Raw genomic sequence first — 22,461 nt, 5'->3', positions numbered from 1 at the left:
GCGAGCGTTGCGTCAGTGCCCCTGGGCCACCGCGTGGTCCATGGCAGCGCAAAGGCCGATCAGCCCCGGGTACGGAGAATGAATCACGTACACCGGCATCGATGCCACATAGGCCGAGAAGCGGCCCTTGTCTTCAAAGCGGCGCCGGAACGGTGAGTTGGCAAACGCCGGCCCCAGACGCGGGACGATGCCGCCGCCGATGTACACGCCGCCGCGCGCACCCAGCGTGACCGCCAGGTTGGCCGCGATGGTGCCGAGAAACGCGCAGAACGTATCGACGGCATAGCGGCAGCGCGCGTGGTCGCCAGCGGCATCTTCCATCTCGCCCAATGCGATGGCGGTGATGTCCGCCGCGCGGCGCAAGGTGGGGCCTTGCTGCCAGAGGTCGAAGCATGCACCCAGCGCCTCGTAGATCAGTTCCAGACCCATGCCGGAGATCAGCCGCTCGGCCGACACATGGCCGAAGCGCTCGCGTGCGAAGCGCCAGATGACCGCTTCCTCGTCGTTCATCGGCGGAAAGGCGACATGGCCGCCCTCGCCAGCCACAGCGATGTAGCGGCCATCCGACGTCGGCACCAGCGATGCAACACCCAAGCCGGTGCCGGCGCCGAGCAGCGCCCGCGGTGCATCGGCCAGGCTCGCACCGCCACCCACCTGTTCCAGCTCCTCTGCAGGCAGATACGGCAACGCGTGCGCCAGCGCGGCAAAGTCGTTGAGCACGACGAAGGTGTCGAAGCCCAGCGACTGCCGCATTGCCTCGATCGAGAACGCCCAATCGCGGTTGGTCATGCGAATCTGGTCGCCCAGCACCGGATTGGCGATGCCGATGGCCGCATGACGCACGCCGGCGGTTGCGATTTCCGGCGGCAACGATGCCAGGTACGCACGCATGGCCGCTTCCAGCGAAGGGTAGTCATCGCCGGCCAGCACACCGATGTGGGCCAGGCGCATGGGCGCCATCTCCACCGCAAAGCGCACGTTGGTGCCGCCCACATCGGCCACCAGCCGCGGGTAGGCCAGCATGTCGGCCAATTGGTCAGCCCCCGTGCCCGCGTTCACCTCATGTAGTCCAATAGACATCGAGCGGTACCTCCCGCTGATGAATGACGTAGCTCACCGGCAGCGCACGCTGTGCCACGCCTCGCGCGGCATCGTCGAACACACCGCGCTTGACCGGTCCTGAGATCGAAAGGAACAATCGCCGCGCCGCACACAGCGCAGACAGATTCAGGCTGATACGCCGATGCGGCGCTGTGCCCGGGCGCACCGGCAGATAAGCCGGAGCCTGCGTGCGATCGATGCCCTCGTTCAATTCAGGCGCGTCGGGAAACAACGATGCGGTATGCCCATCGTCCCCCATACCGAGAATCACTACGTCGGGTTGCTGAAACGGATCATTGGCAGTCGCCACGCACGCATCCACGTCAACCGATTCACCGTGCACGTGCGGTGGCAACACCAGTGGAAAAAAGCGCGCCGCCGCCGCCGCGTCCTGCAACAGGTGCTCGCGGACGAGGCGCGCGTTGCTGTCGGCGTGCTCGGGCGGCACGGCACGCTCGTCGACCAGCGTGATCGACACATCGGCCCAGCGCAGCGGCAACACACGCAGCGCGGAAAACAGCGCGATGGGCGAACGCCCGCCCGACACGGCCAGGCACACGCTGCCCTGTTCTTCGATCACATGCGTGAGCGTGTTGGCAATGGACGCTGCCAACGCTTGCACCTGCGCCTCGGCGTCTGGAACTGCGTGCCAGCGCATCGCCATTACATCTCCTCGTGCCAGGCAGCGTTGTCGCGCGAGAGCAGCGCGCTCGATGCCGCCGGGCCCCAGCTACCCGCGGTGTAGCCCTTGGGCGGAATGCGTGCTTCGTTCCACGCTTCAATGATCGGTTCGACCCAGCGCCACGCTTCGGCCTGTTCATCGCGGCGCACGAACAGGCCCAGCTTGCCGTTGACGGCGTCCATCAACAGCCGCTCATACGCGCCGGCATGGCGCACGCCGCCGTGGTCGGTAAAGTCCAGGTCCAGCGTGGACGGCTGCAGGCCGAGCGCCGCGCCCGGCGTCTTGGTCAGGAACTGCAGGCGGATGCTCTCTTCAGGCTGCAGGCGGATGACGAGACGGTTTTCCGGAAACTGGATCAGCGGCTTGGGAAACAGCGCGTGCGGCACGTCGTGAAAACGCACCACGATCTCCGCCAGGCGCTGCGGCATGCGCTTGCCCGTGCGCAGGTAGAACGGCACGCCGGCCCAGCGCCAGTTGGCAATTTCGGCCTTGATGGCGACGAAGGTTTCCGTACGGCTGTCCGGCGGAATGCCCTGCTCATGCAGGTAGCCCTGCACCGGCTGCCCCGCGATGGCGCCTTCCTGATACTGGCCGCGCACGGTCTTCTCAGGCACCTCCTGCAGCGGGATCGGCTTGAGCGCCTTGAGGATTTTCAGCTTCTCATCGCGGATGGCGTCTTGCGACAGGCTCGACGGCGGTTCCATGGCGACGATACATAGCAGTTGCAGCAGGTGGTTCTGCACCATGTCGCGCAGCGCGCCGACACCGTCGTAGAAGTCGCCGCGCTTTTCCACGCCAAGCTGCTCGGCAATGGTGATCTGCACGTCCTTGATCCACTCGCGGCGCCACAACGGCTCGAACAGCGCGTTGCCAAAGCGGATCGCCATCAGGTTCTGGACAGACTCTTTCCCGAGGTAGTGGTCGATCCGGTAGATCTGGTCTTCGGCAAAGAACTCGGCCACGGCGGAGTTGATGCGCTCGTTTGATGCGAGATCGGTGCCCAGCGGCTTTTCCAGCACCAGCCGCACATTCGGCGTATTCAGCCCGACACGGGCGAGCTGCGCGCAGATGTCGATGAAGAAGCCCGGGGCGGTGGCCAAGTAGCACACGGTTACCGGGGCGCGGTCTTCACCGAGCGCGGCGGCCAATCCGTCGAACTGCTCGGGCTTGCGGGCGTCGACCTGCTGATAAACGATGCGCTCGGCAAACGAGGCCCAGGCGTCATCGGAGACAGGCGCGCCGGAATACAGGCGCATGGTCGGGCGCGTTTCGCGCTCCAGCAGGGCAAGGTAGCCGGCTGTCTCCAGCGGCTGCGTGCCGATGGCGAAGATCCGCCCACGGGGGTGCAGTTCGCCGCCCTGATGCGCATCGAACAAGGCCGGAATCAGCTTGCGGCGGGCAAGATCGCCCGTACCGCCGAACAACACCATGTCGAATGCGGGCACCGACATCGTCATCTCCTGTGTGTGAGCCATCGATTAGGCTAGCCTAGCTGACTAGCAAAGCCACGTCTTTTAAGCTCATTTTGTAGTATTACTACATCGCGAGCAAGGCGTTCGTGAAACTGCCCGGGCAAGCGTTTCCGGCGAGACTTTTGCCGCAGGGCGTGGGCTTCGGCGCGACTTCTGGCACGCAATTCGCGTGCTCGCCCGTGTTATCGGCGCTGCATCGGATGCGATACCTGTGGAAAACCCTGCACCACATGCGGCGCATTTGTAGGAAAATTACAGCATTCCGTCCTGCCCGGACCTACCCCCCCAGGAGAACCCGCATGGCCCTGCACCGCACTTTGGCCGCCGTCACACAGCGCATCATCGACCGCAGCCGCGGCCCCCGCCAGGCCTATCTGGATGTCACCCGCAAGAATGCCGGCCGCAAGGTCGAGCGTACGCTGCTCTCGTGCACGAACCTCGCGCACGGTTTTGCGGCCATGCCGGGCGAAGCGAAGATCCGCCTGAAAGCGCTGGAGCAGCCGAACCTCGGCATCGTCTCCGCCTACAACGACATGCTGTCGGCGCATCAGCCGCTGGAGGCGTTTCCGGCGTGGCTCAAGCAGGCTGCGCTGGAAGCCGGCGGCACCGCGCAGTTTGCCGGTGGCGTACCGGCCATGTGCGATGGCGTCACGCAGGGCCAGGACGGGATGGAGCTGTCGCTGTTCTCGCGCGACACGATTGCCTTGTCGACGGCCGTGGCGTTGTCGCACCAGATGTTCGACGCGGCGCTGTACCTGGGCGTGTGCGACAAGATCGTGCCAGGGCTGGTGATTGGCGCGCTGTCGTTCGGCCACCTGCCCGCCGTGTTCGTGCCGGCCGGTCCGATGACCACCGGCATCAGCAATGATGAAAAAGCCCGCACGCGGCAGCTTTACGCCGAGGGCAAGCTCTCGCGCGCCGACCTGCTCGAAGCCGAATCCAAGTCGTACCACGGCGCCGGCACCTGCACGTTCTACGGCACGGCCAACTCCAACCAGATGCTGATGGAGGTGATGGGCCTGCATCTGCCGGGCACCGCCTTCATCAACCCGAACACGCCGCTGCGCGAAGCGCTCACGCGTGAGTCGGCGCGCCAGGCGCTCAAGCTTGTCTTCAGCGGCGACCAATACACCCCCATTGCCGACGTGCTGGATGAACGCGCCTTCGTCAACGGCATCGTCGGCCTGCTCGCCACCGGCGGCTCGACCAACCACACGCTGCATCTGGTGGCGATGGCCCGTGCGGCCGGCATCCTGCTCACGTGGGACGACTTCAACGACCTGTCGGGCGTGATTCCGCTGCTGGCGCGTGTGTACCCGAACGGCAAGGCCGACGTGAACGAATTCCAGGCCGCGGGTGGCCTCTCCATCGTGATTCGCGAGCTGATCGATGCGGGCCTGCTGCACGACGATGTGACGACGATCATGGGCAAGGGCCTGCGCCGCCATTCGCAGGAGCCATTCCTTGACGGTGACAAGCTCGTGTGGCGCGATGGCGCTGCCGCCTCGCTCGATACCAACATCGTGCGCGGCGTGGCCGAGCCGTTCTCGCCGGACGGCGGCCTGCGCGTGCTCGACGGCAACATCGGGCGCTCGGTCATCAAGGTGTCGGCGGTCAAGCCGGAACATCGTTTTGTGGAAGCGCCGGCGCGCGTGTTCCTGGCGCAGGACGATCTGATCAACGCGTTCAAAGCCGGCGAACTGGAGCGCGATTTCGTGGCCGTGCTGCCGTATCAGGGCCCGGCCGCCAACGGCATGCCCGAACTGCACAAGCTCACGCCAACGCTGTCGGTGCTGCAGGAGCGCGGTTTCAAGGTCGCGCTGGTGACGGACGGCCGCATGTCGGGCGCATCGGGCAAGGTGCCGGCCGCCATTCACATCACGCCGGAAGCGCTCCACGGTGGGCCGCTGGCGCGTGTGCGCGATGGCGACATCGTCGTGCTGGATGCCGAAGCGGGCACGCTGCAAGTGCGCGTGCCGGAGGCGGAGTGGAATGCCCGCCAGGTCAGCGTGCCCGATCTGTCGCATTACCACGCCGGCGTTGGGCGAGACCTGTTCTCGGGTTTCCGCCGCAATGTGTCCGCAGCGGAAGAAGGCGCCTGCACGTTGTTCGTATCGGCCGGCGCATAGGCTGAAGACGATCCAACCGGCCCAGGCCCGAGGCCTCGGCCGGTTGTGTTTACAGCATCGACTTGTCGATCGAGATACCCAGCTCACCCGCCATCTGTTCGACAAGCGCCTGCAGCCTGGCCACCTTGTCGGCCAACTGCTTCTGCTCGGCCTTCAGCGCTTCAAACTCAGACGGCGCGATGGACTCGTCAACCCCGGCGCCCTGCCGGATGTCGGCCTGCGCAACTTCACCGCACAGCAGGTGCATCCAACGGCTTTCACGCTCCCCCGGCATACGCTGCAGCTTCACGACATAGGGCGGATCGTTCTCTGCCAGTTCGTCCAGAAACGCTTCAACGGATGAAATGTCGGCAAAGGCGTGGAACCGCGCCGCGTTCAGTCGCAACTCGGCTGCGGTCTGCGGGCCGCGCAGCAACAGCACCGTGAGCAACGCGACGGATTGACTTGGCACGCCCAGCACGCGGTTCATGTTGTGCTCGAAGCGCGGCACGCGGCTGCTGCTGCCCTCCATGACCAGGCTCAGGGACTTCAGCCCGTCAATGGCCGTGAGGATCTCGGCTTCGGTAACGGACATGACCGGCGCTCTTGCGGTTTTCTGATTGCAGCCGGCCGCCAGCGCGTTGAGCGTCAGCGGATAAGTGTCGGGCACCGTGTGCTGCTTTTCGACCAGAACGCCGAGCACGCGTCCTTCAAGGGCGGTCAGAGTACGGATGGCGCGACGCTGCACAGCGTCGGGATTGATATTCATGATGGGACGGCGACGGATACGCTGGGTTGGGGCAAATCGAATCCCGACATCATATCCGGCACCCGCAGGCAGGAGGCCCTGCCTGCGCAATGACAACCGAGGCTCAGCCCTTGGCCGGACCGCGTACCAGCAACACCGGCGTGGTCGCCTGGCGGATGAACTTCTCGGCCACGCTGCCCAGCATCGCATGCGCCAGGCCACGGCGGCCGTGCGTGCCGATCACGACCACATCGGCGCCGCTTCGCACCGCTTCGGCCTGCAGGGCACCCGCCACATCCTCACCCACGTGCTGGGTTTCCACCAGCACCGTTTCCTGCTGCAAACCCGCGGAGGTGAGCGTTGCGGCGGTGTCGGCCAGCAACGCGGTGCCGGCTTCGATAAACGACTTGCGTAGCTCGGTCGGGTCGTAATAGCCGACGTCGAAGAGCATGGCGGGGCTGTCGACGATATAGACGGCGCGGATGGTGCTCTGGAATGCCTTGGCAAGGCGCACGGCCTCGGCCAGGGCCAGCTTGCTGGTTTCGCTGCCATCAATGGCGACCAGGATCTTCTTGTACATGGTTCAAGCCTCGCAGGAGAGTGGTTGTCGGAATACTGTGCTGACTGTGCTGGGGAAGCGCTTGGGCCACCCACACGCTATTCTGTGACATCGACCGCCCTTTTGCGTTGCGCCAAATCAGATGGCCGCGACCATGCGACGCAACAATGCACCGTCATCCGCCCGCCCCCACGCCCGAATTGATTGCCGCTTATCGCAGCGCGCGGTATCGCATCAGCGCACCGGAGGGCGATGTGCTGTTGCGCGTCGATGCCATCAACCCGTGCGTGGCGGCATTGCTCGCGCAAGCCAACGTGCCGTGGGCCGTCTTCATGACGGCGCATCAGCCGTTTTCGCACGCGGTGTCTGCCGATGAAAACGCCGCGCGGCAGGCCGAGCTGCTTGCCTGGGCCATCGCACGCGGCATGGCCTGGCTCTCGGGCGAAGGCGGCCCGCCGGAAGATGCCCCGCCGAACGCGTGGTCATCCGAACCGAGCCTGCTTCTGTTCATCGAAGACCCTTCGGTTGCCGATACCTTGATGCTCACGTTCGAGCAAAACGCCGTAGTGCTGTGCGATGCGCATGGATTTTGTACCTTGCGTTGGCACCCGTATCTGCCAGACTGATTCTGCACAGGGCACTTGGCGCACAGCGCTTTGCAGCACCGTAAGTGGCGCTTCCGATTCCTAAGTGCTTGCGTGGATACATCAGCAGGAGGTTCGTATGGAACTGCACATGCAATCGCATCATTGGGAGCGCCGCATGCCCGACTGGCTCGCCGCCAGCGTGGCCGGCCTCGTGGGCGGCGCACTGGTCATCGTGCTCGAATTCTTCTGGTCGACCATGGTGCTCAATGAAAGCCCCTGGCGCCCGACCCACAAGATCGCCGCCATGGTCATGGGTCGGGGCGCACTGGAAGAGATGTCGTTGTTCAGCTACAGCATCGTGGCGACGGCGCTCGTGCTGCACTTCGTACTGGGCGCCATCATGGGGATGATCCTTGGCGCCATCATCGCGCCGTTTCACTTCGATTCGAGCCCCGGCATGCTCGCGGCCGTCGGCGTGGCCTTCGGGATCGTCGCGTACGTGGTGAACTTCTATGGCATGACGGCGGTGTTTCCGTGGTTTGTTTCGGAGCGCGGCTCAGGGCCACTGCTCGCGAACCTGCTGTTCGGGGTGGTAACGGCCATCACCTACGGCATGCTGGAGCGGCGCGTGCGCGAACCGATGCGCTGACACAACCTTTTTCCTGCGGCGCCGCAAGCTGAGCGGCGCCATCAGGAGGCGGCCGCCTCTGGCAACACATGCCGGAGGCGGCCGTTTTGCATTGCGGCGCAGCATGCAGACGGCGCGTCGGCGCGATCCGTACGCGGGGTGTGCCTCGTCCTTACGTTGCCTTGCACGATCCGAGTGCGCGACCTAGCCTGTCTTTAGCGTGTTGAGGGAGTCCCTCGCCGGAGGTGCCCATGGCCCTTGCGATTGCGCTCGTGCTGATCGTCGTGCTGGCGGTGGGGTTTCACTTTGCCAGCCCGTGGTGGATCACCCCGATCGCCTCCAACTGGGTGCGCATGGACGACACGCTGACGATCACCATCGTCATCACCGGCGTGCTGTTTGTCGCCATCAACCTCTTCGTCGTCGCGGCGCTCCTGCGCTATCGCCATCGCGATGGCCAACCCAACCAACGCGCCGCCTACGAGCCGCACAACACGCGACTGGAATGGTGGCTGATCGGCGTCACCAGCGTGGGTGTGGCCGCGCTGCTCGCGCCCGGCCTGTTCGTCTATGCCGATTACGTACGCCCACCACCGAACGCCCTGCAGATGGAAGTGCTCGGCCAGCAGTGGCAATGGCGCTTCCGCTTTGCCGGCCCCGGCGGCAAGCTCGGCACGACCGACGTGCGCTACATGAGCAACGACAACCCGTTCGGCATGAACCCGGCTGACCCGAACGGACGCGACAACGTCCTGATCGAAACCCCCGAACTGCACCTGCCGATCAACCGCCCGATCCAGGTGCTGGCGCGCTCGCGCGATGTGCTGCACGACTTTTACGTGCCGCCGTTCCGTGCACGCATGAACATGGTGCCGGGCATGATCACCACGTTCTGGTTCACGCCCACCAAGGCGGGGCGTTACGACATCCTGTGCGCGCAGCTCTGCGGTATCGGCCATTCGAATATGCGCGGCGTGGTGGTGGTAGAAGACGAGGCTGCGTTTGCGCGCTGGCTGGCGCGACAGACCACCTTCGAACAAAGCCAGCGAGCAAAAGTCCTGGCCGCACCGGCTGCGGCCGGTGGAAGCGCGCAGGCGCTGGCCGATCAGGGCCAGGCGCTCGCCCAGGCCAAAGGCTGCGTCGCCTGCCACTCGGTGAATGGCACCCCTGGCGTCGGCCCGACATGGAAGGGCTTGTACCGCTCCACACAGACCATGGCCGACGGCTCGACCGCAGTGGCCGATGAAGCCTATCTGCGCGCCTTCATCCGCGATCCGAAAGCGCGTGTGGTCAAAGGCTTCGCGCCCATCATGCCGAACTTCGACCTGAGCGAGCAGGAACTCGCAGCGCTGGTGGCGTACATCAAAGCGCAAGGTGGCGACGCTGCGGCGACCGCCGCAAAACCGTAGCGAGGAGAAACCATGTCCTACGGACACGCTGACCACGACCAGGGTCACGCACCTCAAAGCTTCTGGACACGCTACGTCTGGAGCCAGGACCACAAGGTCATCGCGGTGCAGTATTCGCTCACGGCCATCGCCATCGGGCTGGTGGGGCTCGTGCTGTCGAACCTGATGCGGCTGCAGCTGGGCTTTCCGGGCAAGTTCGCCTTTATCGACGCCAACCACTACTACCAGTTCGTCACCATGCACGGAATGATCATGGTGATCTACCTGCTCACGGCACTGTTCCTCGGTGGCTTCGGCAACTACCTGATCCCGCTGATGCTGGGCGCGCGCGACATGGTGTTTCCGTTTCTGAACATGCTCAGCTACTGGGTGTATCTGCTGGCCGTGCTGGTGCTGGTGGCGAGCTTTTTCGTGCCGGGAGGGCCCACCGGCGCGGGCTGGACGTTGTATCCGCCGCAGGCAATCCTGCCGGGCACGCCCGGCACCGAATGGGGCATCGTGCTGATGCTGGTGTCGCTTGGGATCTTTATCGTGGCGGCCACCATGGGCGGGCTGAACTACGTGACCACCACGCTGCAGGCGCGCACGCGCGGCATGACGCTCATGCGCATGCCGCTCACGGTGTGGGGCATCTTTACGGCAACGGTGCTGGCCCTGCTGGCATTTCCGGCGCTGTTCGTGTCGGCCATCATGATGCTGCTCGACAAGACGCTGGGCACCAGCTTCTTCGTGCCGGCGGTGGTGTCGATGGGGCAACAGCTCAAGCACAGCGGCGGCAGCCCGCTGCTGTTCCAGCACCTGTTCTGGTTCTTCGGGCACCCCGAGGTGTACATCGTCGCGCTGCCCGCTTTCGGCATCGTGTCGGACCTCATCAGCACGCACGCACGCAAGAACATCTTCGGCTACCGGATGATGGTGTGGGCCATCCTGATCATCGGTGTGCTGTCGTTCGTCGTCTGGGCGCACCACATGTTCGTGTCGGGCATGAACCCGTACTTCGGGTTCTTCTTTGCCACCACCACGCTCATCATCGCCATCCCGACGGCGCTCAAGGTCTACAACTGGGTGCTCACGCTTTGGCGCGGCGACATCCATCTGACCGTGCCGATGCTGTTTGCCATCGGCTTCATCAGCACGTTCGTCATCGGCGGGTTGACGGGGCTGTTCCTGGGCAACGTCAGCGTGGACATTCCGCTGTCCAACACGTACTTCGTGGTGGCGCACTTCCACATGGTGATGGGCGTGTCGCCGATCCTCGTTGTGTTTGGCGGGCTCTATCACTGGTACCCGAAGGTGACGGGCCGCATGCTGAACGACACGCTCGGCCGCGCGCATTTCTGGATCACCTTCATCGGCACGTACCTGATCTACTTCCCGATGCACTACCTGGGTGTGCTCGGCATGCCGCGCCGGTATTACGCATATGAGGGTTACAGCTTCATCCCGCCCTCGGCGCAGACGCTGAATACGTTCATCACCGTCATCGCCATCATCGTGGGCGTGGCGCAGTTGCTGTTCCTCTTCAACCTGGCGTGGAGCCTCGTGCGCGGCAGGAAGGCCGAGGCCAACCCGTGGCGTGCAACCACGCTCGAGTGGCAGACGCCGCAGACGCCGCCCGTGCACGGCAACTGGGGGCCCACACTGCCGGTGGTCTATCGCTGGGCGTACGAGTACAGCCCGCCGGGCCGCGCGGATGACTTCGTGCCGCAGAACGAACCGCCCACCGGCGCACCCGACATGGGAGCGGGGGTGCAAGCGCAGCCGGGAACCAGCCACCTCCACACCAACGGGGTGTGCACATGACGACCCTGCCCCGCCACTTTGTTCCCAATACTTCGCCCGTATTGCCGCACGCCGGGCGCATCGGCCTGCGCGTATTCATGGCCGTGGTGACAGCGCTGTTCTCGCTGCTGATCCTGGCCTACGCCATGCGCATGCGCGAGCCGGATTGGATGCCGGTTCCCCACCCGGTGCTGCTGTGGTGGAACACCGGCGTGCTGGCGCTGGCGAGCGTCGCCATGGAAAGGGCAAGGCGCTCCGACGCGCGCCGCACGCCCTGGCTGCTGGCCGGTGGCGCGCTTGCCGCGCTGTTCGTGCTGGGGCAATGGGCAGCGTGGCAGCAACTGTCTGCCACCGGGCAAGGCGTGGCGGTCAACCCGTCCAACAGCTTTCTGTATGTGTTCACCGGCTTGCATGCAGCGCATGTGATCGGCGGCCTTGTCGTCTGGGCGGTGACGGTCGCGCGCCTGCGCAAGAACGCCGAGCGCACCCAGCGCGCCGTTGCCCTCTGCGCGACGTACTGGCACTTTCTGCTGGCCGTGTGGCTGGTGCTGCTGGCCGCGATGTGGTGGATCACGCCCGCATTCGTCAGCGCCATCTGCGGGCCGTTGTATGGAGCCACGCCATGAGCCACTCCACGCTTCCAACCGACTCGGCAGTCTCGGCAGACGCCGCCAAAGGCTGGCCCGGCATCGTCAACGACTGGTCGGCCGACCGCGAAACCTTCAAGGTGCCGTGGGGCAAGGCCATGATGTGGATCTTCCTGCTGTCAGACACCTTTGTCTTCAGCAGCTTCCTGGTTGGCTACATGACGGTGCGCATGTCGACCACCGTGCCGTGGCCCGACCCGTCCAAGGTGTTCGGGCTCTCGGTGGGCGGGGTGGAAGTGCCGCTCCTGCTGATCGCCATCATGACGTTCGTGCTCATCAGCAGCAGCGGCACGATGGCCATGGCGGTGAACTTCGGCTACCGGCGCGAGGCAAAGCGGGCGGCGCTGCTCATGCTGGCGACCGCCATCCTGGGCGCGGCGTTCGTGTCGATGCAGGCGTTCGAGTGGACCAAGCTGATCGTGCATGAGGGCATCCGCCCGTGGGGCAACCCGCTGGGCGCGGCGCAGTTTGGCGCATGCTTTTTCATGATCACCGGCTTCCACGGCTTTCACGTGACGTGCGGCGTGATCTACCTGTTGCTGGTCGCGCGCAAGATCCTGCAGCCGGGCTTTGCCGAACACGGCAATTTCCAGATCGTGGAGATCGCGGGCCTCTACTGGCACTTTGTGGATCTCGTCTGGGTGTTCATCTTTGCGTTGTTCTACCTGTGGTGAGGCCTGTCATGGACCACGCGGAACCCTCTGCCCACGGGCAACAACACCCCATCGGCATCTACCTGAAGATCTGGGGCCTGTTGTTCGTGCTGAGCACGATGTCGTACCTGGTCGATTATTTCCACGTGCAGGGGCTGATGCGCTGGACGCTGATCATCGTGTTCATGATCGCCAAGGCCGGGCTGATCGTCTCCGTGTTCATGCACATGATGTGGGAGCGGCTGGCCCTGGTGTACGCGATCCTGCTGCCGCCGCTGGCGTTGCTCGTGCTGATGGTGCTGATGGCGGCGGAAGCGCATCACACCTTTGGCATGCGCATGCTGTTCTTCCATTGAGCCCGGGCTGGGCGGGGGCCAAGCACGGCCCGGCGAGGCTCGCATCCGGCCCCCGGAGGGCGGAACGTGGACCTCAAACAGTCGCACTCCGCAGTCTGAGGTCCAAAATTTCGACCTCCGACTGTGGCGTTCGACCCTCAGACAGTGGAACGCCAGCCTCAACCGGTCGAGCGTGACCTTCCGAGGGCGGAGCGTCAGCCTCGGACAGTGGCGTTCGAGTGTTCGAGACTGAAACGCCAGCGTCCGAGCGCGGCAATCGTGTGTTTGACATTGGGGCACGACCCCGTGACGGTGGCGTTCGGGCCTCAAAGCGTCACGTTCGACCCATTGCGCCCCACGCTCGACGCTCGCACGGTGGAGCGCCAGTGTTTGCGCCTGGAGCGCCACCATCCGAGGGTGGAATGCGAGTGTTCGATCGTGGAGCGCGATGCTCCAACACTCGCGGGCGAACGGGCAGCCTTGTCTTGGGCCGCCGCGTTGCCAAGGCGAGGAGATTTAGCCGAGGTGGATGGCGTCCAGCGCCTGCGTGAAGTCCGCCACCAGATCGGCTTCATCCTCGATGCCGACCGACACGCGCACGAGCGAATCGGCAATGCCCATCGACGCGCGGCGCTCGGCGCCCATTTCCCAGTAGATGGTGGGCGCCACCGGAATCACCAGCGTGCGCGTGTCGCCCAGGTGCGTGGCGCGCACGGCGTAGCGCAGGTGGTCGAGCATGTCGACGTAATCAGCGCCGTCCACCAGTTCGAAGCTCAGCAGGCCGCCGTAGTGACGGAACAACTCGGCGGCGCGGGCGTGCTGGGGGTGCTCCGGCAGGCCGGGGTAGTAGACACGTGCCACCTTCGGGTGCGCCGCCAGCGTGCGGGCCAGCGCCAGCGCGTTGCTGCAGGTGCGGTCGACACGCAGGGCCATTGTTTCGGCGCCCACGGCAATGCGGTGCGCGGCATCGGCAATCAACGTGGCGCCCTGGTCGCGCAGGCCCTTCTTGCGGATCTGCTGGATACCCTGCATTTCCGGCTTGGCCTTGCGGTAGGCCGGATAGATGTTCGGATAGGCCGCCCAGTCGAACAGGCCCGTATCCACCACCGCGCCGCCCAGCGCGTTGCCGTGCCCGCCGATGTACTTGGAGAGCGAATGCACCACCAAGCTGGCCTGCGCGTCGCGCGCGCGGAACAGCCATGGGGACGTCATCGTGCTGTCGACCACGTAAATCAGGCCGCGTGCCTTGCAGATGTCGCCAATGCCCTTCAGATCCGCCACTTGCGTGCGCGGGTTGGCAATGGTTTCCACAAAGACGAGGCGCGTATTCGGCCGCACCGCGTCGGCCACCGCCTGGGCCGACGTGGCATCGACGAACGTCACTTCCACGCCCAGGTTGCGCAGCGTTTCGAACACGCTGTTGGTGTTGCCGAACAGGAAGGCGCTGGAGACCACGTGGTCGCCGGCACGGAGCATGGTGGAAAACACCGCCATGATGGCCGCCATGCCGGTCGCAAAGCACGCGGTTGCCACGCCGGCTTCCATCATCGTGATCTTGGCTTCCAGTGCCGCCGTGGTCGGGTTGCCCTGGCGCGCGTAGGTGTAGCCGGGCTTGCCCTGGAACACGTCGATCAGCTCGCGCGTATCGGTATAACCGTACGTGGTGGACGTGTGCAGCGGCTTGTGGATGGCGTAGTGCTCGACGCCGGCTTCGCGGTCGGCGTGCAGGAGGGCGGTGGTCAGTCCGGTCATGGCGGGGGCAGCAGAAAGGCAGGAAACAGCAGGAAACGGCAGGAAAGTTCTGCATTATCGCGCGATTCCGGGGCCACCTGGGCGCCGGAAGCCGGCCGGGCGTGGAACGTGGCTTGCGTCGCACCTCGCGTTGCAAGACCGACCGGATTCCACGCCTGGTGACGAACCCATCTCCTGCATCCTCCCCTCCTTCCCATCCTGCTGAGGCATCGAGCCTCCAGCAGCGGATCGTGGGCGCGTTGTGGCGCGCCATCTGGCGCTACCGCAAGCGCGTGCTGGTGGCCGTGGGGCTGCTGGTGCTCGCCAAGCTGTGCGCGGTGGGCGTGCCGATCGTGCTCAAGTGGATCGTCGACGGCTTTGGCGATGCCACGCGGGCGCGCGTGTTTCCGGCCTTCCTGCTGCTGGCCTATGCGGTATTGCGCTTTGGCGGCACGCTGTTCGGCGAGCTGCGCGACATGGTGTTCTCGCGCGTGTCGCAGCCCACGGTGGCGGGCTTCATGGCGCAGGCGTTCGAGCACCTGCACCAGCTCGGGCCGCGCTTTCATGCAAGCCGGCAGACGGGCGGGCTGATCCGCGATGTGGAGCGCGGCACCACCGGCATCGAGTTCCTGCTGGGTGTCGCGCTGTTCACGATCCTGCCGACCATGGTGGAGATCGGCTCCGTGCTCATCATCATGATGAGCCGCTACAGCGGGTGGTATCTCGTCACCATCCTGGCCACGTTTGCGGCTTATTGCACCGCCACCGTGCTGCTCACGCGACGCCGCGTACGCCTGCAGCGGCAGATGAACGAGTTCGACTCGATGGCGGGCAGCCGGCTGCTCGACAGCATGCTCAATCACGAAGCCGTGAAGGTGTATACCAGCGAGCGTTTCGAGGCACACCGCTACCGCGACATCCTGCGCCAGCGCATCGAGACGGCGGTCGCCAACCAGCGTGCGTTGTCATTGCTGCACGTATCGCAAAGCGGCGTGATTGCCGCCGGTGTAGCGACCGTCATGCTGCTGGCCGGGCAGGACGTGACGCGCGGCGTGCTGTCGGTGGGCGATCTCGTGCTGATCAACGCGTACATCATCCAGGTGTGCCTACCGCTCAACGCGCTGGGCTTCATGTTCCGCGAGGCGAAAGACGCCGCCATCAATGCCGAGCGCCTGTTCCAACTGCTTGAACAGCGGGCCGACGTGGTGGACCTGCCCAACGGCGCACCGCTGCGCGTGACGCAGGGCGAGGTGCAGTTCGACCATGTGGATTTCGGCTACGAGAACACGCGGCCCATCCTGCACGACCTGTCGCTGCACATTCCGGCCGGGCACACGGTGGCGGTGGTGGGCGGCAGCGGCTCGGGCAAGTCGACGCTGGCGCGGCTGCTGCTGCGCTTCTACGACCCGTGGGCGGGGCGCGTGTCCATCGACGGGCAAGACCTGCGCGTGGTCACGCAAGACAGCGTGCGGCGCGCGATCGGCATCGTCCCGCAAGACACCATCCTGTTCAACGACACCATCGCGTACAACATTGCCTACGGGCGCGAAGGCGCGACGATGGCCGAGGTGATCGAGGCGGCGCGCGCAGCCTATGTGCACGACTTCATCGCCGCGCTGCCCGAGGGCTACCAGACCATGGTGGGCGAGCGCGGGCTCAAGCTGTCAGGCGGTGAAAAGCAGCGCATTGCCATTGCGCGGGCGCTGTTGAAGAACCCGTCGATCCTGATCTTCGACGAGGCGACCTCCGCCCTCGACACCCGCTCAGAACGCGCCATCCAGCGCGAGCTGGATCGCCTCTCGGCCCACCGCACGACGCTGGTGATTGCGCACCGGCTCTCCACGGTGGTGGACGCGCACGAAATCGTCGTGCTGGAAAAGGGCCGTATTGTCGAGCGCGGCCGCCATGTCGACCTGCTGGCCGCCAACGGCGTCTACGCCCAGCTCTGGACCCTGCAACGCCAGCAGTCCGACCTGGAGCAGGCCCAGCACCGGCTGGCACAGCAGCCCATCAACCTCGTGGCCCTGGTGGTGAGCGTGCTAGACGGCCTGCGCGAGGCCATCGATGCACGCCGCATCACCGTGTATTCCGTCATCCGTTCCGAAACCCCGAGCATCACGGGCGACCCGAGCCGCCTGCAAGGCATCGTGGGCGATGTGCTGAGCCACGCCGTGCTGGCCAGCCACCCGGGCAGCCGCATCGAGATCGTGCTGGAGCGCGTGGAAGGGATGGCGCAGTTGCGCGTGACCGACACGATTGCCATACCGGCGGTGGCGGCGGCTGCCATTCCTACCGCGTCGCACACGCCCGCAGAGATGGAGCCCGACGCCGCCCTGTCGGCCTTTGGGCCCACGACCACCCCGCCTGCACCCGCGCCGTTTGACGTGCTGGACCCGGTGGACCCGCTCGCGCCGTTGCGGCAGGAGCCGCGCGCGTTCGACACCGCGCTGGCGGCAACCGCGCAGGACACGGCCGCCACGCCTGCAGCCACGCTTGACCCGCTGTGGATCCGCTCGGTGGTGGAACAGCACGGTGGGCGCTTTGCCGTCGTGCCGCTGCCCCACGGTGACGGCACCACGTATGTGATGGACTTCCCGATCCGCGCGGTGGCGCCGCTCCCGGCTGTACCAGGCGAGGCCGTGCCCACCGCCGCGCCGCAGGCGCCGCGGGCCGAACGCACTGCGCTACCGCCGCCAGATGCGCTGTCCGGCGTGCATGTGCTCATCGTCGACGACCAGGAAGACGCCCGTGAAATCCTGCAGCTGCTATTGGAAGACTACGGCGCCACCGTCGCCGCGTATGGCGCTGCCAAGCCCGCACTCGCCGCCTTGCGTGCGGCGCCGAGCAACTCTTGGCCCGATGTGCTGGTCTCCGACATCGCGCTCGGCGACGACGAAGACGGCTACGCGCTGCTGCGCAACGTGCGCCTGCTGGAGAGCGAGCGCGACATGCCGCTCGATGCCCGGCTGCCCGCCGTCGCACTGTCCGGTTATGACAGACCGGAAGACCGTACGCGCGCGCTGCTGGCCGGTTTCCAGTTGCATCTGGCCAAGCCCACCGAGCGCGGCGAGCTGGTCACCGCCATCCTGAGCGTCATCCGCGCGCGGCGTGCGCCCGCGCATGAATCGCACGCCTCCCTTTCCTTCCAATCAGCCCAGGAGTCTCCATAAGCATGCTGGCCGATTTCGATCCTTCCGCCCAACGTGAGGCACCGCAGAAACAACCGCACCAGACCACATCGCACTTTGCTGGCGCCGACGCCGCGCGCCGTGCGGTGGAGATGGCGCTGCCGCTCATCACGCAAGCGATGAAGCGTCCGCAGGACGTGGGCGACAGCGGCTTCCTGCACATCGTTGTGATAGACCCTGCACGCTCGCCTGCGGAATGGGCCTTTGATGACGCCGTGCTCTACGAATATTCGGTAGGCGATCGCGCGCAATGGGATGCGGACTACGCCGCCTATGCGCGCGCCAAGGCGCGGCTGGCGTGGCAGCACGGCATGAGCACACACGCACTACAGGCACTGCGCCCACACGTGCTGCGCGCGGGCGACACCAACCTATGGGGCAGCGCCGTGCTCGACGGCATCGTGGTTGGCGTGAGCGGCGCGCTACCGTTCTATGACGAAGCCTTCGCGCATGTGGTGGCTGCGTGCCTGCGAGCCATCGCCAAACAGGCCGCTGCTGCCACGTGCGGTACGCTGCGGCTCGCCTGACGCCCCTCCCTTCACGCGCGGCACGACGGGCGTGATGCCGTCGCCGCGCCGTTTCTCCTTGCGCTCCACGTAAGAATTGCGCGGTCACTTCGGCGGCGGGCTGGCCCGAACGCGTCACGCCATGACGGCCCACCGCGCGTACGTGCCACACGCCATGTCCGCATCAACCTGCCGCAAACGCTTGTCCGGACAAGCGAGAGACGCTTCCCCACATTCGCTCCGCGCGCAGCGCCGGAATACCCCGCAGCACAAGGTTGCGCGCCGTGGCACGCCGGCTGCTGAGGGATTTCGCACGTGGCTTCCAACACTTGATCACCACAGGCCGCGACGATAAGAGGAGAAACGACATGCGCATCGCCATGGTCAGTGAACACGCATCGCCACTCGCCGACTTGGGCGGTGTCGATTGCGGCGGACAAAACGTCTACGTGCGCCATGTCGCGCGCCAGCTCGCACGGCTGGGCCATCGTGTCGATGTCTTCACGCGCCGTGAGCGCCCGTGGGATCCGGAGGTGGTGCCGTTCGATAGTGGATGCCGTGTCATCCACGTACCAGCCGGGCCGGCTGCTGTGCTGCCCAAGGAAGCGCTGCTGCCGCACATGCACGCCTTTGGCCGGCACTTGCTGAACCACTGCGCCCGCGCCCAGGCCAGCGGCGACGTCTACAACGTCATCCACGCCAACTTCTTCATGTCGGGCCTGGCATCGCTGGCGGCGTCCACGCGGTTGCACCTGCCGCTGGTGATGACGTTCCACGCGCTGGGCCGCGTGCGCCGGTTGCACCAGGGCAGCGCCGATGGCTTTCCCGATGCACGCTTCGCGATTGAAGAGACGCTGGTGCAACGCGCCGATCGCGTCATTGCCGAATGCCCGCAGGATCAGGCCGATCTGGAAACGCTCTACCGCGCACGGCCCGAGCAGATCGATGTCGTGCCGTGCGGCTTTGACGCCGGGGAATTTGCGCCCATCGACCGCGCCGAAGCGCGACGCCGCCTGGGCGTGCCGGCCGATGCGTTCGTCGTGCTGCAACTGGGTCGCATGGTGGCGCGCAAGGGCGTGGACAACGTCATCGAGGCCATCGGCAAGCTACCGCCCGATGCCCGCAAGCGCGTGCGCCTGTACGTGGTGGGCGGCAACACCGTTGCACCGGACGTGGCCGCCACGCCTGAACTCGGCCGCCTGCAAGCCATTGCCGAGAGCGCTGGGGTGAGCGCGCAGACCACCTTTGTCGGCAAACGCGGCCGTGCCGATCTGCGCGCGTGGTACAGCGCCTGCGATGTGTTTGTGAGCACACCGTGGTACGAGCCATTCGGCATCACGCCGGTGGAGGCCATGGCGTGCGGGCGCGCGGTCATTGGTGCAGACGTCGGCGGCATCCGCTCGACCGTGCGGCACGAGCGCACCGGCTTTCTCGTTCCGCCCAAGGACCCGCAAGCACTCGCCGCACGCCTGCTGCAACTGATGCAGCAACCGGATCTGTGCCACGAGCTGGGGCAGGCCGGGCTGGTGCGCGCCCGCATGCTCTACACGTGGCTGGGCGTGGCCGGGCAGCTTGAGCGCGCCTACTTCAAAGCCATCGACTCCCACGCACGCGCCATGGGCCGCATGACCGACGCCACGCCCAGCGCCAACGCCGCCGCGCTGGCGGGGCTCGCGGCTTGACCGCTTTCTTCCCACCTTTCCATCCCATCTCTTCCATCTCTTCACGCCGCCATGACCCAGACCGATTTGAACTCGAACCCCAACACCACGCCCACGCTACGCGACAAGGTCATCATCGTGACCGGCGCGGGGCGCGGGCTGGGCGCCGCCATCAGCCGCGTGCTGTCCGCCGAAGGGGCGACGGTGGTCGCCACCGACCACGATGCCGGCACCGCCGACCGGACCGCCGCTGAACTGATCGCCGAGGGCAGCCAGTCGCACGCCATTGCGTTGGACGTGGGCGATGAAGCCGCCGTGCGCGGCGCACTCGATGAAGTGGTCGACCGCTTTGGCCGCGTGGATGCCGTGATCAACAACGCGGCCATCGATATCACGCTGCCCATTGATGAACTGAACGTCGAAGACTGGGACCGCGTGGTGCGCACCAACCTGCGCGGCCCGTTCCTGCTGGCCAAGCACGCCAGCGTGCTGATGCGCAAGCGCGCGAGCGGCGCCATCGTCAACATCGCGTCAACCGCCTCGCGCCGTGCGTGGCCGAATGCGTCGGTCTACCACGCCACCAAATGGGGGCTGCTGGGCCTGTCGCATGCGCTGCATGCCGAGCTGCGTCCGCATGGCATCAAGGTCTCTGCCGTGATTGCCGGCGGCATGCGCACGCCGTTCCTGCTCGATCGCTTTCCCGATATCGATGTAAGCAATCTGCAGGATCCGGCCAACGTGGCCGCCGCCGTGCGCTTCGTGCTGCTGCAGCCGCCCGAGACGGTGATCCCGGAAGTGATGGTGCTGCCGATGCGGGAGACGTCATGGCCCTGATGCGTGCGCCGTTGCGGCTGCGATCGCGCCCCGCCATCTTTCTCGACAAGGACGGCACGCTGCTTGAAGACGTTCCCTACAACGTCGATCCGGCACGCATTGCGTTGGCACCCGGCGCGGGCGAAGGCCTGCGGATGCTGGGCGCCACCGGCTTGCCGCTGATCGTGGTGAGCAACCAGCCCGGTGTGGCGCTGGGACTCTTTCCCGAGCCTGCGCTGGAAGGGGTGGCAAAGCGGCTGGGCGAATTGTTTGCGTTGCACGGCGCCACGCTGGGCGGCTTCTATTTCTGCCCGCACGCACCGGCAGCCGATGGCAGCACCCACTGCGCCTGCCGCAAACCGGGCGACGGGTTGTTGCGTCAGGCCGCTGAGGCACACGGCCTTGCGCTGGAAGGCTCCTGGATGATCGGCGACATCCTCAACGATGTGGAAGCCGGCCGGCGCGCGGGCTGCCAGACCATTCTGATCGCCAACGGCAACGAAACGCTGTGGCAGCCGGGGCGGCTGCGCGTGCCGGATTACATCGTCGGGCGCTTTGACGAGGCGGCCGCCATCGTCATTGCCCAGCGGCCACGGCATGCGCCGCGCGCACACCACCTGAGGGCGGTTGCATGATCGCAGCGGGCATTCCCGAGCGCCGTGCCGTGTGGGCCAACGCGAGCCGCATCCTGTGCGTACGGCCTGACAACCTGGGCGACGTGGTCATGACTACGCCGGCCTTCCACGCGCTCAAGGCCGACAGGCAGACCCGCCGTGCCAGCCGCCATCTCACGTTGCTGACATCGCACTCGGGCGCCACGGCGGCGCCGCACCTGTCCGACATCGACGACGTGATCGTCTGCAATGTGCCGTGGGCCAAGCACGCCAGCGTGGCCGATGTCGAGCAGACACGCGCGCTGGTCGACACCCTGCGCGAGGGCGCATTCGACGCGGCGGTCATCTTTACCGTGCACACGCAGAATCCGTTGCCGGCCGCCATGCTGTGCTTTCTGGCCGGCATTCCGCTGCGCCTCGCGCATTGCCGCGAGAACCCGTACGCGCTGCTGACCGACTGGATTGCCGACCCCGATGCGCGCATTGCCGCCACCGCGCCCGGTGACGTGCGCCACGAGGTGCGCCGCCAGCTGGATCTCGTGCAGCACGTGACGGATGTGGCCGCGCATCTGCCGCATCGGCTGCGCTTCAACGTACGCCAGGCGGACCGCGATGCCGTGCGCGCCAAGTTGGCCGAGCGGGGCATCAGCGCGGGCGCTCCGTGGATCGTCCTGCATCCGGGTGCGACCGCAGCGTCGCGGCGCTATCCGCCCGATCGCTTTGCGCATGTCGCCTCCACGCTGGCGAACCGCTATGACTGCCCGGTGCTGGTGACCGGCGCACCCGCCGAAGCGGAACTGGTGCAGCAGGTGTGCCTGCCGGGGCTGATTGCCGGGCAGCGCGTGCTGAACCTGGCAGGTGCCCTCACGCTCGGCGAACTGGCTGCGCTCATTGAAGGCGCAGCGCTGCTGGTGTCCAACAACAGCGGGCCCGTGCATCTGGCTGCAGCCACGCAAACGCCGGTGGTCGACCTGTACGCGCTGACCAATCCGCAGCACACGCCATGGGCTGTGCCGCACGCGGTGCTCTCGCATCAGGTGCCGTGCCGCTATTGCTATCGCAGCGTGTGTCCGCTCGGCCATCAGGCGTGCCTGACCGGCGTGACGGAAGAGGAAGTGGTCGCCGCCGCGCACCCGCTATGGCAGTCGTCGCGCGTGGCGCAGCGTTTATGGCCTGTTTCCGCCGTGCCTGCGTTGCCTGTATCGAATGCGCCAACGCCGGTCGCCTGAGCGTTGCG

The 22,461-nt window shown here is 66.0% G+C and carries 20 protein-coding genes; 14 read left to right on the top strand and 6 right to left on the bottom strand.

The genetic code is table 11. From position 1 onward, the window contains the following. Positions 1-12 precede the first annotated feature (12 nt). The 3 genes from BM136_RS05665 to zwf are packed head-to-tail and all read right to left on the bottom strand — an operon-like array spanning position 13 to position 3,234. The gene (locus BM136_RS05665) at positions 13-1,080 is read right to left on the bottom strand and encodes a glucokinase (protein ID WP_092970939.1); all 1,068 of its coding nucleotides are present in this window, start codon (positions 1,078-1,080) and stop codon (positions 13-15) included. Next, complete coding sequence (gene pgl, locus BM136_RS05660) at positions 1,061-1,765, bottom strand: 6-phosphogluconolactonase (protein WP_092970938.1); 705 nt, start codon at positions 1,763-1,765, stop codon at positions 1,061-1,063. The genes BM136_RS05665 and pgl overlap by 20 nt, the downstream gene beginning before the upstream one ends. Then, a complete protein-coding gene (zwf, locus tag BM136_RS05655; protein ID WP_092970937.1) occupies positions 1,765-3,234 on the bottom strand; it encodes a glucose-6-phosphate dehydrogenase in 1,470 nt (489 codons plus the stop codon). Before zwf ends, pgl begins: the two co-directional genes overlap by 1 nt. Before the next feature lie 320 nt (positions 3,235-3,554). Here zwf and edd point away from each other — a divergent pair, with 320 nt between their 5' ends. Next, complete coding sequence (gene edd, locus BM136_RS05650; RefSeq protein ID WP_092970936.1) at positions 3,555-5,384, top strand: phosphogluconate dehydratase; 1,830 nt, start codon at positions 3,555-3,557, stop codon at positions 5,382-5,384. A 49-nt stretch (positions 5,385-5,433) separates the two neighbouring features. Here the strand turns inward: edd and BM136_RS05645 are convergent, their stop codons facing one another. After that, positions 5,434-6,132, bottom strand: a complete 699-nt coding sequence (locus BM136_RS05645) for a YceH family protein (RefSeq protein ID WP_027679744.1) — start codon at positions 6,130-6,132, stop codon at positions 5,434-5,436. Between the two features lie 103 nt (positions 6,133-6,235). Beyond that, positions 6,236-6,691, bottom strand: a complete 456-nt coding sequence (locus tag BM136_RS05640; RefSeq protein WP_027679743.1) for a universal stress protein — start codon at positions 6,689-6,691, stop codon at positions 6,236-6,238. Positions 6,692-6,837: 146 nt separating this feature from the next. Between BM136_RS05640 and BM136_RS05635 the strand changes: the two genes are divergently transcribed. The 7 genes from BM136_RS05635 (at position 6,838) to BM136_RS05605 (ending at position 12,732) form a co-directional block, all read left to right on the top strand. Continuing rightward, the gene (locus tag BM136_RS05635; protein WP_092970935.1) at positions 6,838-7,296 is read left to right on the top strand and encodes a DUF3293 domain-containing protein; all 459 of its coding nucleotides are present in this window, start codon (positions 6,838-6,840) and stop codon (positions 7,294-7,296) included. A 97-nt stretch (positions 7,297-7,393) separates the two neighbouring features. Then, a complete protein-coding gene (locus BM136_RS05630) occupies positions 7,394-7,906 on the top strand; it encodes a hypothetical protein (protein ID WP_027679741.1) in 513 nt (170 codons plus the stop codon). Between the two features lie 230 nt (positions 7,907-8,136). Next, a complete protein-coding gene (locus BM136_RS05625; RefSeq protein ID WP_092970934.1) occupies positions 8,137-9,294 on the top strand; it encodes a cytochrome c oxidase subunit II in 1,158 nt (385 codons plus the stop codon). 12 nt (positions 9,295-9,306) lie between these two features. Continuing rightward, positions 9,307-11,097, top strand: coding sequence for a cytochrome c oxidase subunit I (ctaD, locus tag BM136_RS05620; protein WP_092970933.1), 1,791 nt, complete (start codon positions 9,307-9,309; stop codon positions 11,095-11,097). Further along, positions 11,094-11,702 (top strand): cytochrome c oxidase subunit 3, encoded by a 609-nt coding sequence (locus BM136_RS05615; RefSeq protein WP_092970932.1) that lies wholly within the window; start codon positions 11,094-11,096, stop codon positions 11,700-11,702. Before ctaD ends, BM136_RS05615 begins: the two co-directional genes overlap by 4 nt. Beyond that, on the top strand, positions 11,699-12,397 hold the full coding sequence (locus tag BM136_RS05610) for a heme-copper oxidase subunit III family protein (protein WP_092970931.1): 699 nt from the start codon (positions 11,699-11,701) through the stop codon (positions 12,395-12,397). The genes BM136_RS05615 and BM136_RS05610 overlap by 4 nt, the downstream gene beginning before the upstream one ends. An 8-nt stretch (positions 12,398-12,405) precedes the next feature. Then, complete coding sequence (locus BM136_RS05605; protein WP_092970930.1) at positions 12,406-12,732, top strand: cytochrome C oxidase subunit IV family protein; 327 nt, start codon at positions 12,406-12,408, stop codon at positions 12,730-12,732. Positions 12,733-13,227: 495 nt separating this feature from the next. On the opposite strand, the gene BM136_RS05600 is transcribed toward BM136_RS05605, so the two are convergent. Continuing rightward, complete coding sequence (locus BM136_RS05600; protein ID WP_092970929.1) at positions 13,228-14,463, bottom strand: cystathionine gamma-synthase family protein; 1,236 nt, start codon at positions 14,461-14,463, stop codon at positions 13,228-13,230. Positions 14,464-14,693: 230 nt separating this feature from the next. Between BM136_RS05600 and BM136_RS05595 the strand changes: the two genes are divergently transcribed. The 6 genes from BM136_RS05595 (at position 14,694) to waaF (ending at position 22,453) form a co-directional block, all read left to right on the top strand. Continuing rightward, positions 14,694-17,612, top strand: a complete 2,919-nt coding sequence (locus BM136_RS05595; protein ID WP_092970928.1) for an ABC transporter transmembrane domain-containing protein — start codon at positions 14,694-14,696, stop codon at positions 17,610-17,612. A 110-nt stretch (positions 17,613-17,722) separates the two neighbouring features. Further along, positions 17,723-18,157 carry a hypothetical protein gene (locus tag BM136_RS05590; RefSeq protein ID WP_254775640.1) on the top strand — a complete coding sequence of 145 codons (435 nt, stop codon included), beginning with the start codon at positions 17,723-17,725 and terminating at the stop codon, positions 18,155-18,157. Between the two features lie 347 nt (positions 18,158-18,504). After that, positions 18,505-19,818, top strand: coding sequence for a glycosyltransferase family 4 protein (locus BM136_RS05585; protein WP_092970926.1), 1,314 nt, complete (start codon positions 18,505-18,507; stop codon positions 19,816-19,818). 51 nt (positions 19,819-19,869) lie between these two features. Continuing rightward, positions 19,870-20,631, top strand: a complete 762-nt coding sequence (locus tag BM136_RS05580) for an SDR family oxidoreductase (RefSeq protein WP_092970925.1) — start codon at positions 19,870-19,872, stop codon at positions 20,629-20,631. Beyond that, positions 20,622-21,245: a D-glycero-alpha-D-manno-heptose-1,7-bisphosphate 7-phosphatase gene (locus tag BM136_RS05575; RefSeq protein WP_092970924.1), complete on the top strand. Its 624-nt coding sequence runs from the start codon at positions 20,622-20,624 to the stop codon at positions 21,243-21,245. Before BM136_RS05580 ends, BM136_RS05575 begins: the two co-directional genes overlap by 10 nt. Beyond that, a complete protein-coding gene (gene waaF, locus BM136_RS05570) occupies positions 21,242-22,453 on the top strand; it encodes a lipopolysaccharide heptosyltransferase II (RefSeq protein WP_092970923.1) in 1,212 nt (403 codons plus the stop codon). Before BM136_RS05575 ends, waaF begins: the two co-directional genes overlap by 4 nt. Positions 22,454-22,461: the final 8 nt, after the last annotated feature.

Source organism: Ralstonia sp. NFACC01 (assembly GCF_900115545.1).
Taxonomy (GTDB): Bacteria; Pseudomonadota; Gammaproteobacteria; order Burkholderiales; family Burkholderiaceae; genus Ralstonia; species Ralstonia mojiangensis.
Note: the sequence above shows the minus strand (reverse complement) of the source record. Positions and strands in the feature narration are given on the sequence as shown.

Excerpts from the sequence above, each read along its gene's own strand:
- BM136_RS05665 (WP_092970939.1), bottom strand. The coding sequence starts at position 1,080 with ATGTCTATTGGACTACATGAGGTGAACGCGGGCACGGGGGCTGACCAA.
- pgl (WP_092970938.1), bottom strand. The coding sequence starts at position 1,765 with ATGGCGATGCGCTGGCACGCAGTTCCAGACGCCGAGGCGCAGGTGCAA.
- zwf (WP_092970937.1), bottom strand. The coding sequence starts at position 3,234 with ATGTCGGTGCCCGCATTCGACATGGTGTTGTTCGGCGGTACGGGCGAT.
- edd (WP_092970936.1), top strand. The coding sequence starts at position 3,555 with ATGGCCCTGCACCGCACTTTGGCCGCCGTCACACAGCGCATCATCGAC.
- BM136_RS05645 (WP_027679744.1), bottom strand. The coding sequence starts at position 6,132 with ATGAATATCAATCCCGACGCTGTGCAGCGTCGCGCCATCCGTACTCTG.
- BM136_RS05640 (WP_027679743.1), bottom strand. The coding sequence starts at position 6,691 with ATGTACAAGAAGATCCTGGTCGCCATTGATGGCAGCGAAACCAGCAAG.
- BM136_RS05635 (WP_092970935.1), top strand. The coding sequence starts at position 6,838 with ATGCACCGTCATCCGCCCGCCCCCACGCCCGAATTGATTGCCGCTTAT.
- BM136_RS05630 (WP_027679741.1), top strand. The coding sequence starts at position 7,394 with ATGGAACTGCACATGCAATCGCATCATTGGGAGCGCCGCATGCCCGAC.
- BM136_RS05625 (WP_092970934.1), top strand. The coding sequence starts at position 8,137 with ATGGCCCTTGCGATTGCGCTCGTGCTGATCGTCGTGCTGGCGGTGGGG.
- ctaD (WP_092970933.1), top strand. The coding sequence starts at position 9,307 with ATGTCCTACGGACACGCTGACCACGACCAGGGTCACGCACCTCAAAGC.
- BM136_RS05615 (WP_092970932.1), top strand. The coding sequence starts at position 11,094 with ATGACGACCCTGCCCCGCCACTTTGTTCCCAATACTTCGCCCGTATTG.
- BM136_RS05610 (WP_092970931.1), top strand. The coding sequence starts at position 11,699 with ATGAGCCACTCCACGCTTCCAACCGACTCGGCAGTCTCGGCAGACGCC.
- BM136_RS05605 (WP_092970930.1), top strand. The coding sequence starts at position 12,406 with ATGGACCACGCGGAACCCTCTGCCCACGGGCAACAACACCCCATCGGC.
- BM136_RS05600 (WP_092970929.1), bottom strand. The coding sequence starts at position 14,463 with ATGACCGGACTGACCACCGCCCTCCTGCACGCCGACCGCGAAGCCGGC.
- BM136_RS05590 (WP_254775640.1), top strand. The coding sequence starts at position 17,723 with ATGGCGCTGCCGCTCATCACGCAAGCGATGAAGCGTCCGCAGGACGTG.
- BM136_RS05585 (WP_092970926.1), top strand. The coding sequence starts at position 18,505 with ATGCGCATCGCCATGGTCAGTGAACACGCATCGCCACTCGCCGACTTG.
- BM136_RS05580 (WP_092970925.1), top strand. The coding sequence starts at position 19,870 with ATGACCCAGACCGATTTGAACTCGAACCCCAACACCACGCCCACGCTA.
- BM136_RS05575 (WP_092970924.1), top strand. The coding sequence starts at position 20,622 with ATGGCCCTGATGCGTGCGCCGTTGCGGCTGCGATCGCGCCCCGCCATC.
- waaF (WP_092970923.1), top strand. The coding sequence starts at position 21,242 with ATGATCGCAGCGGGCATTCCCGAGCGCCGTGCCGTGTGGGCCAACGCG.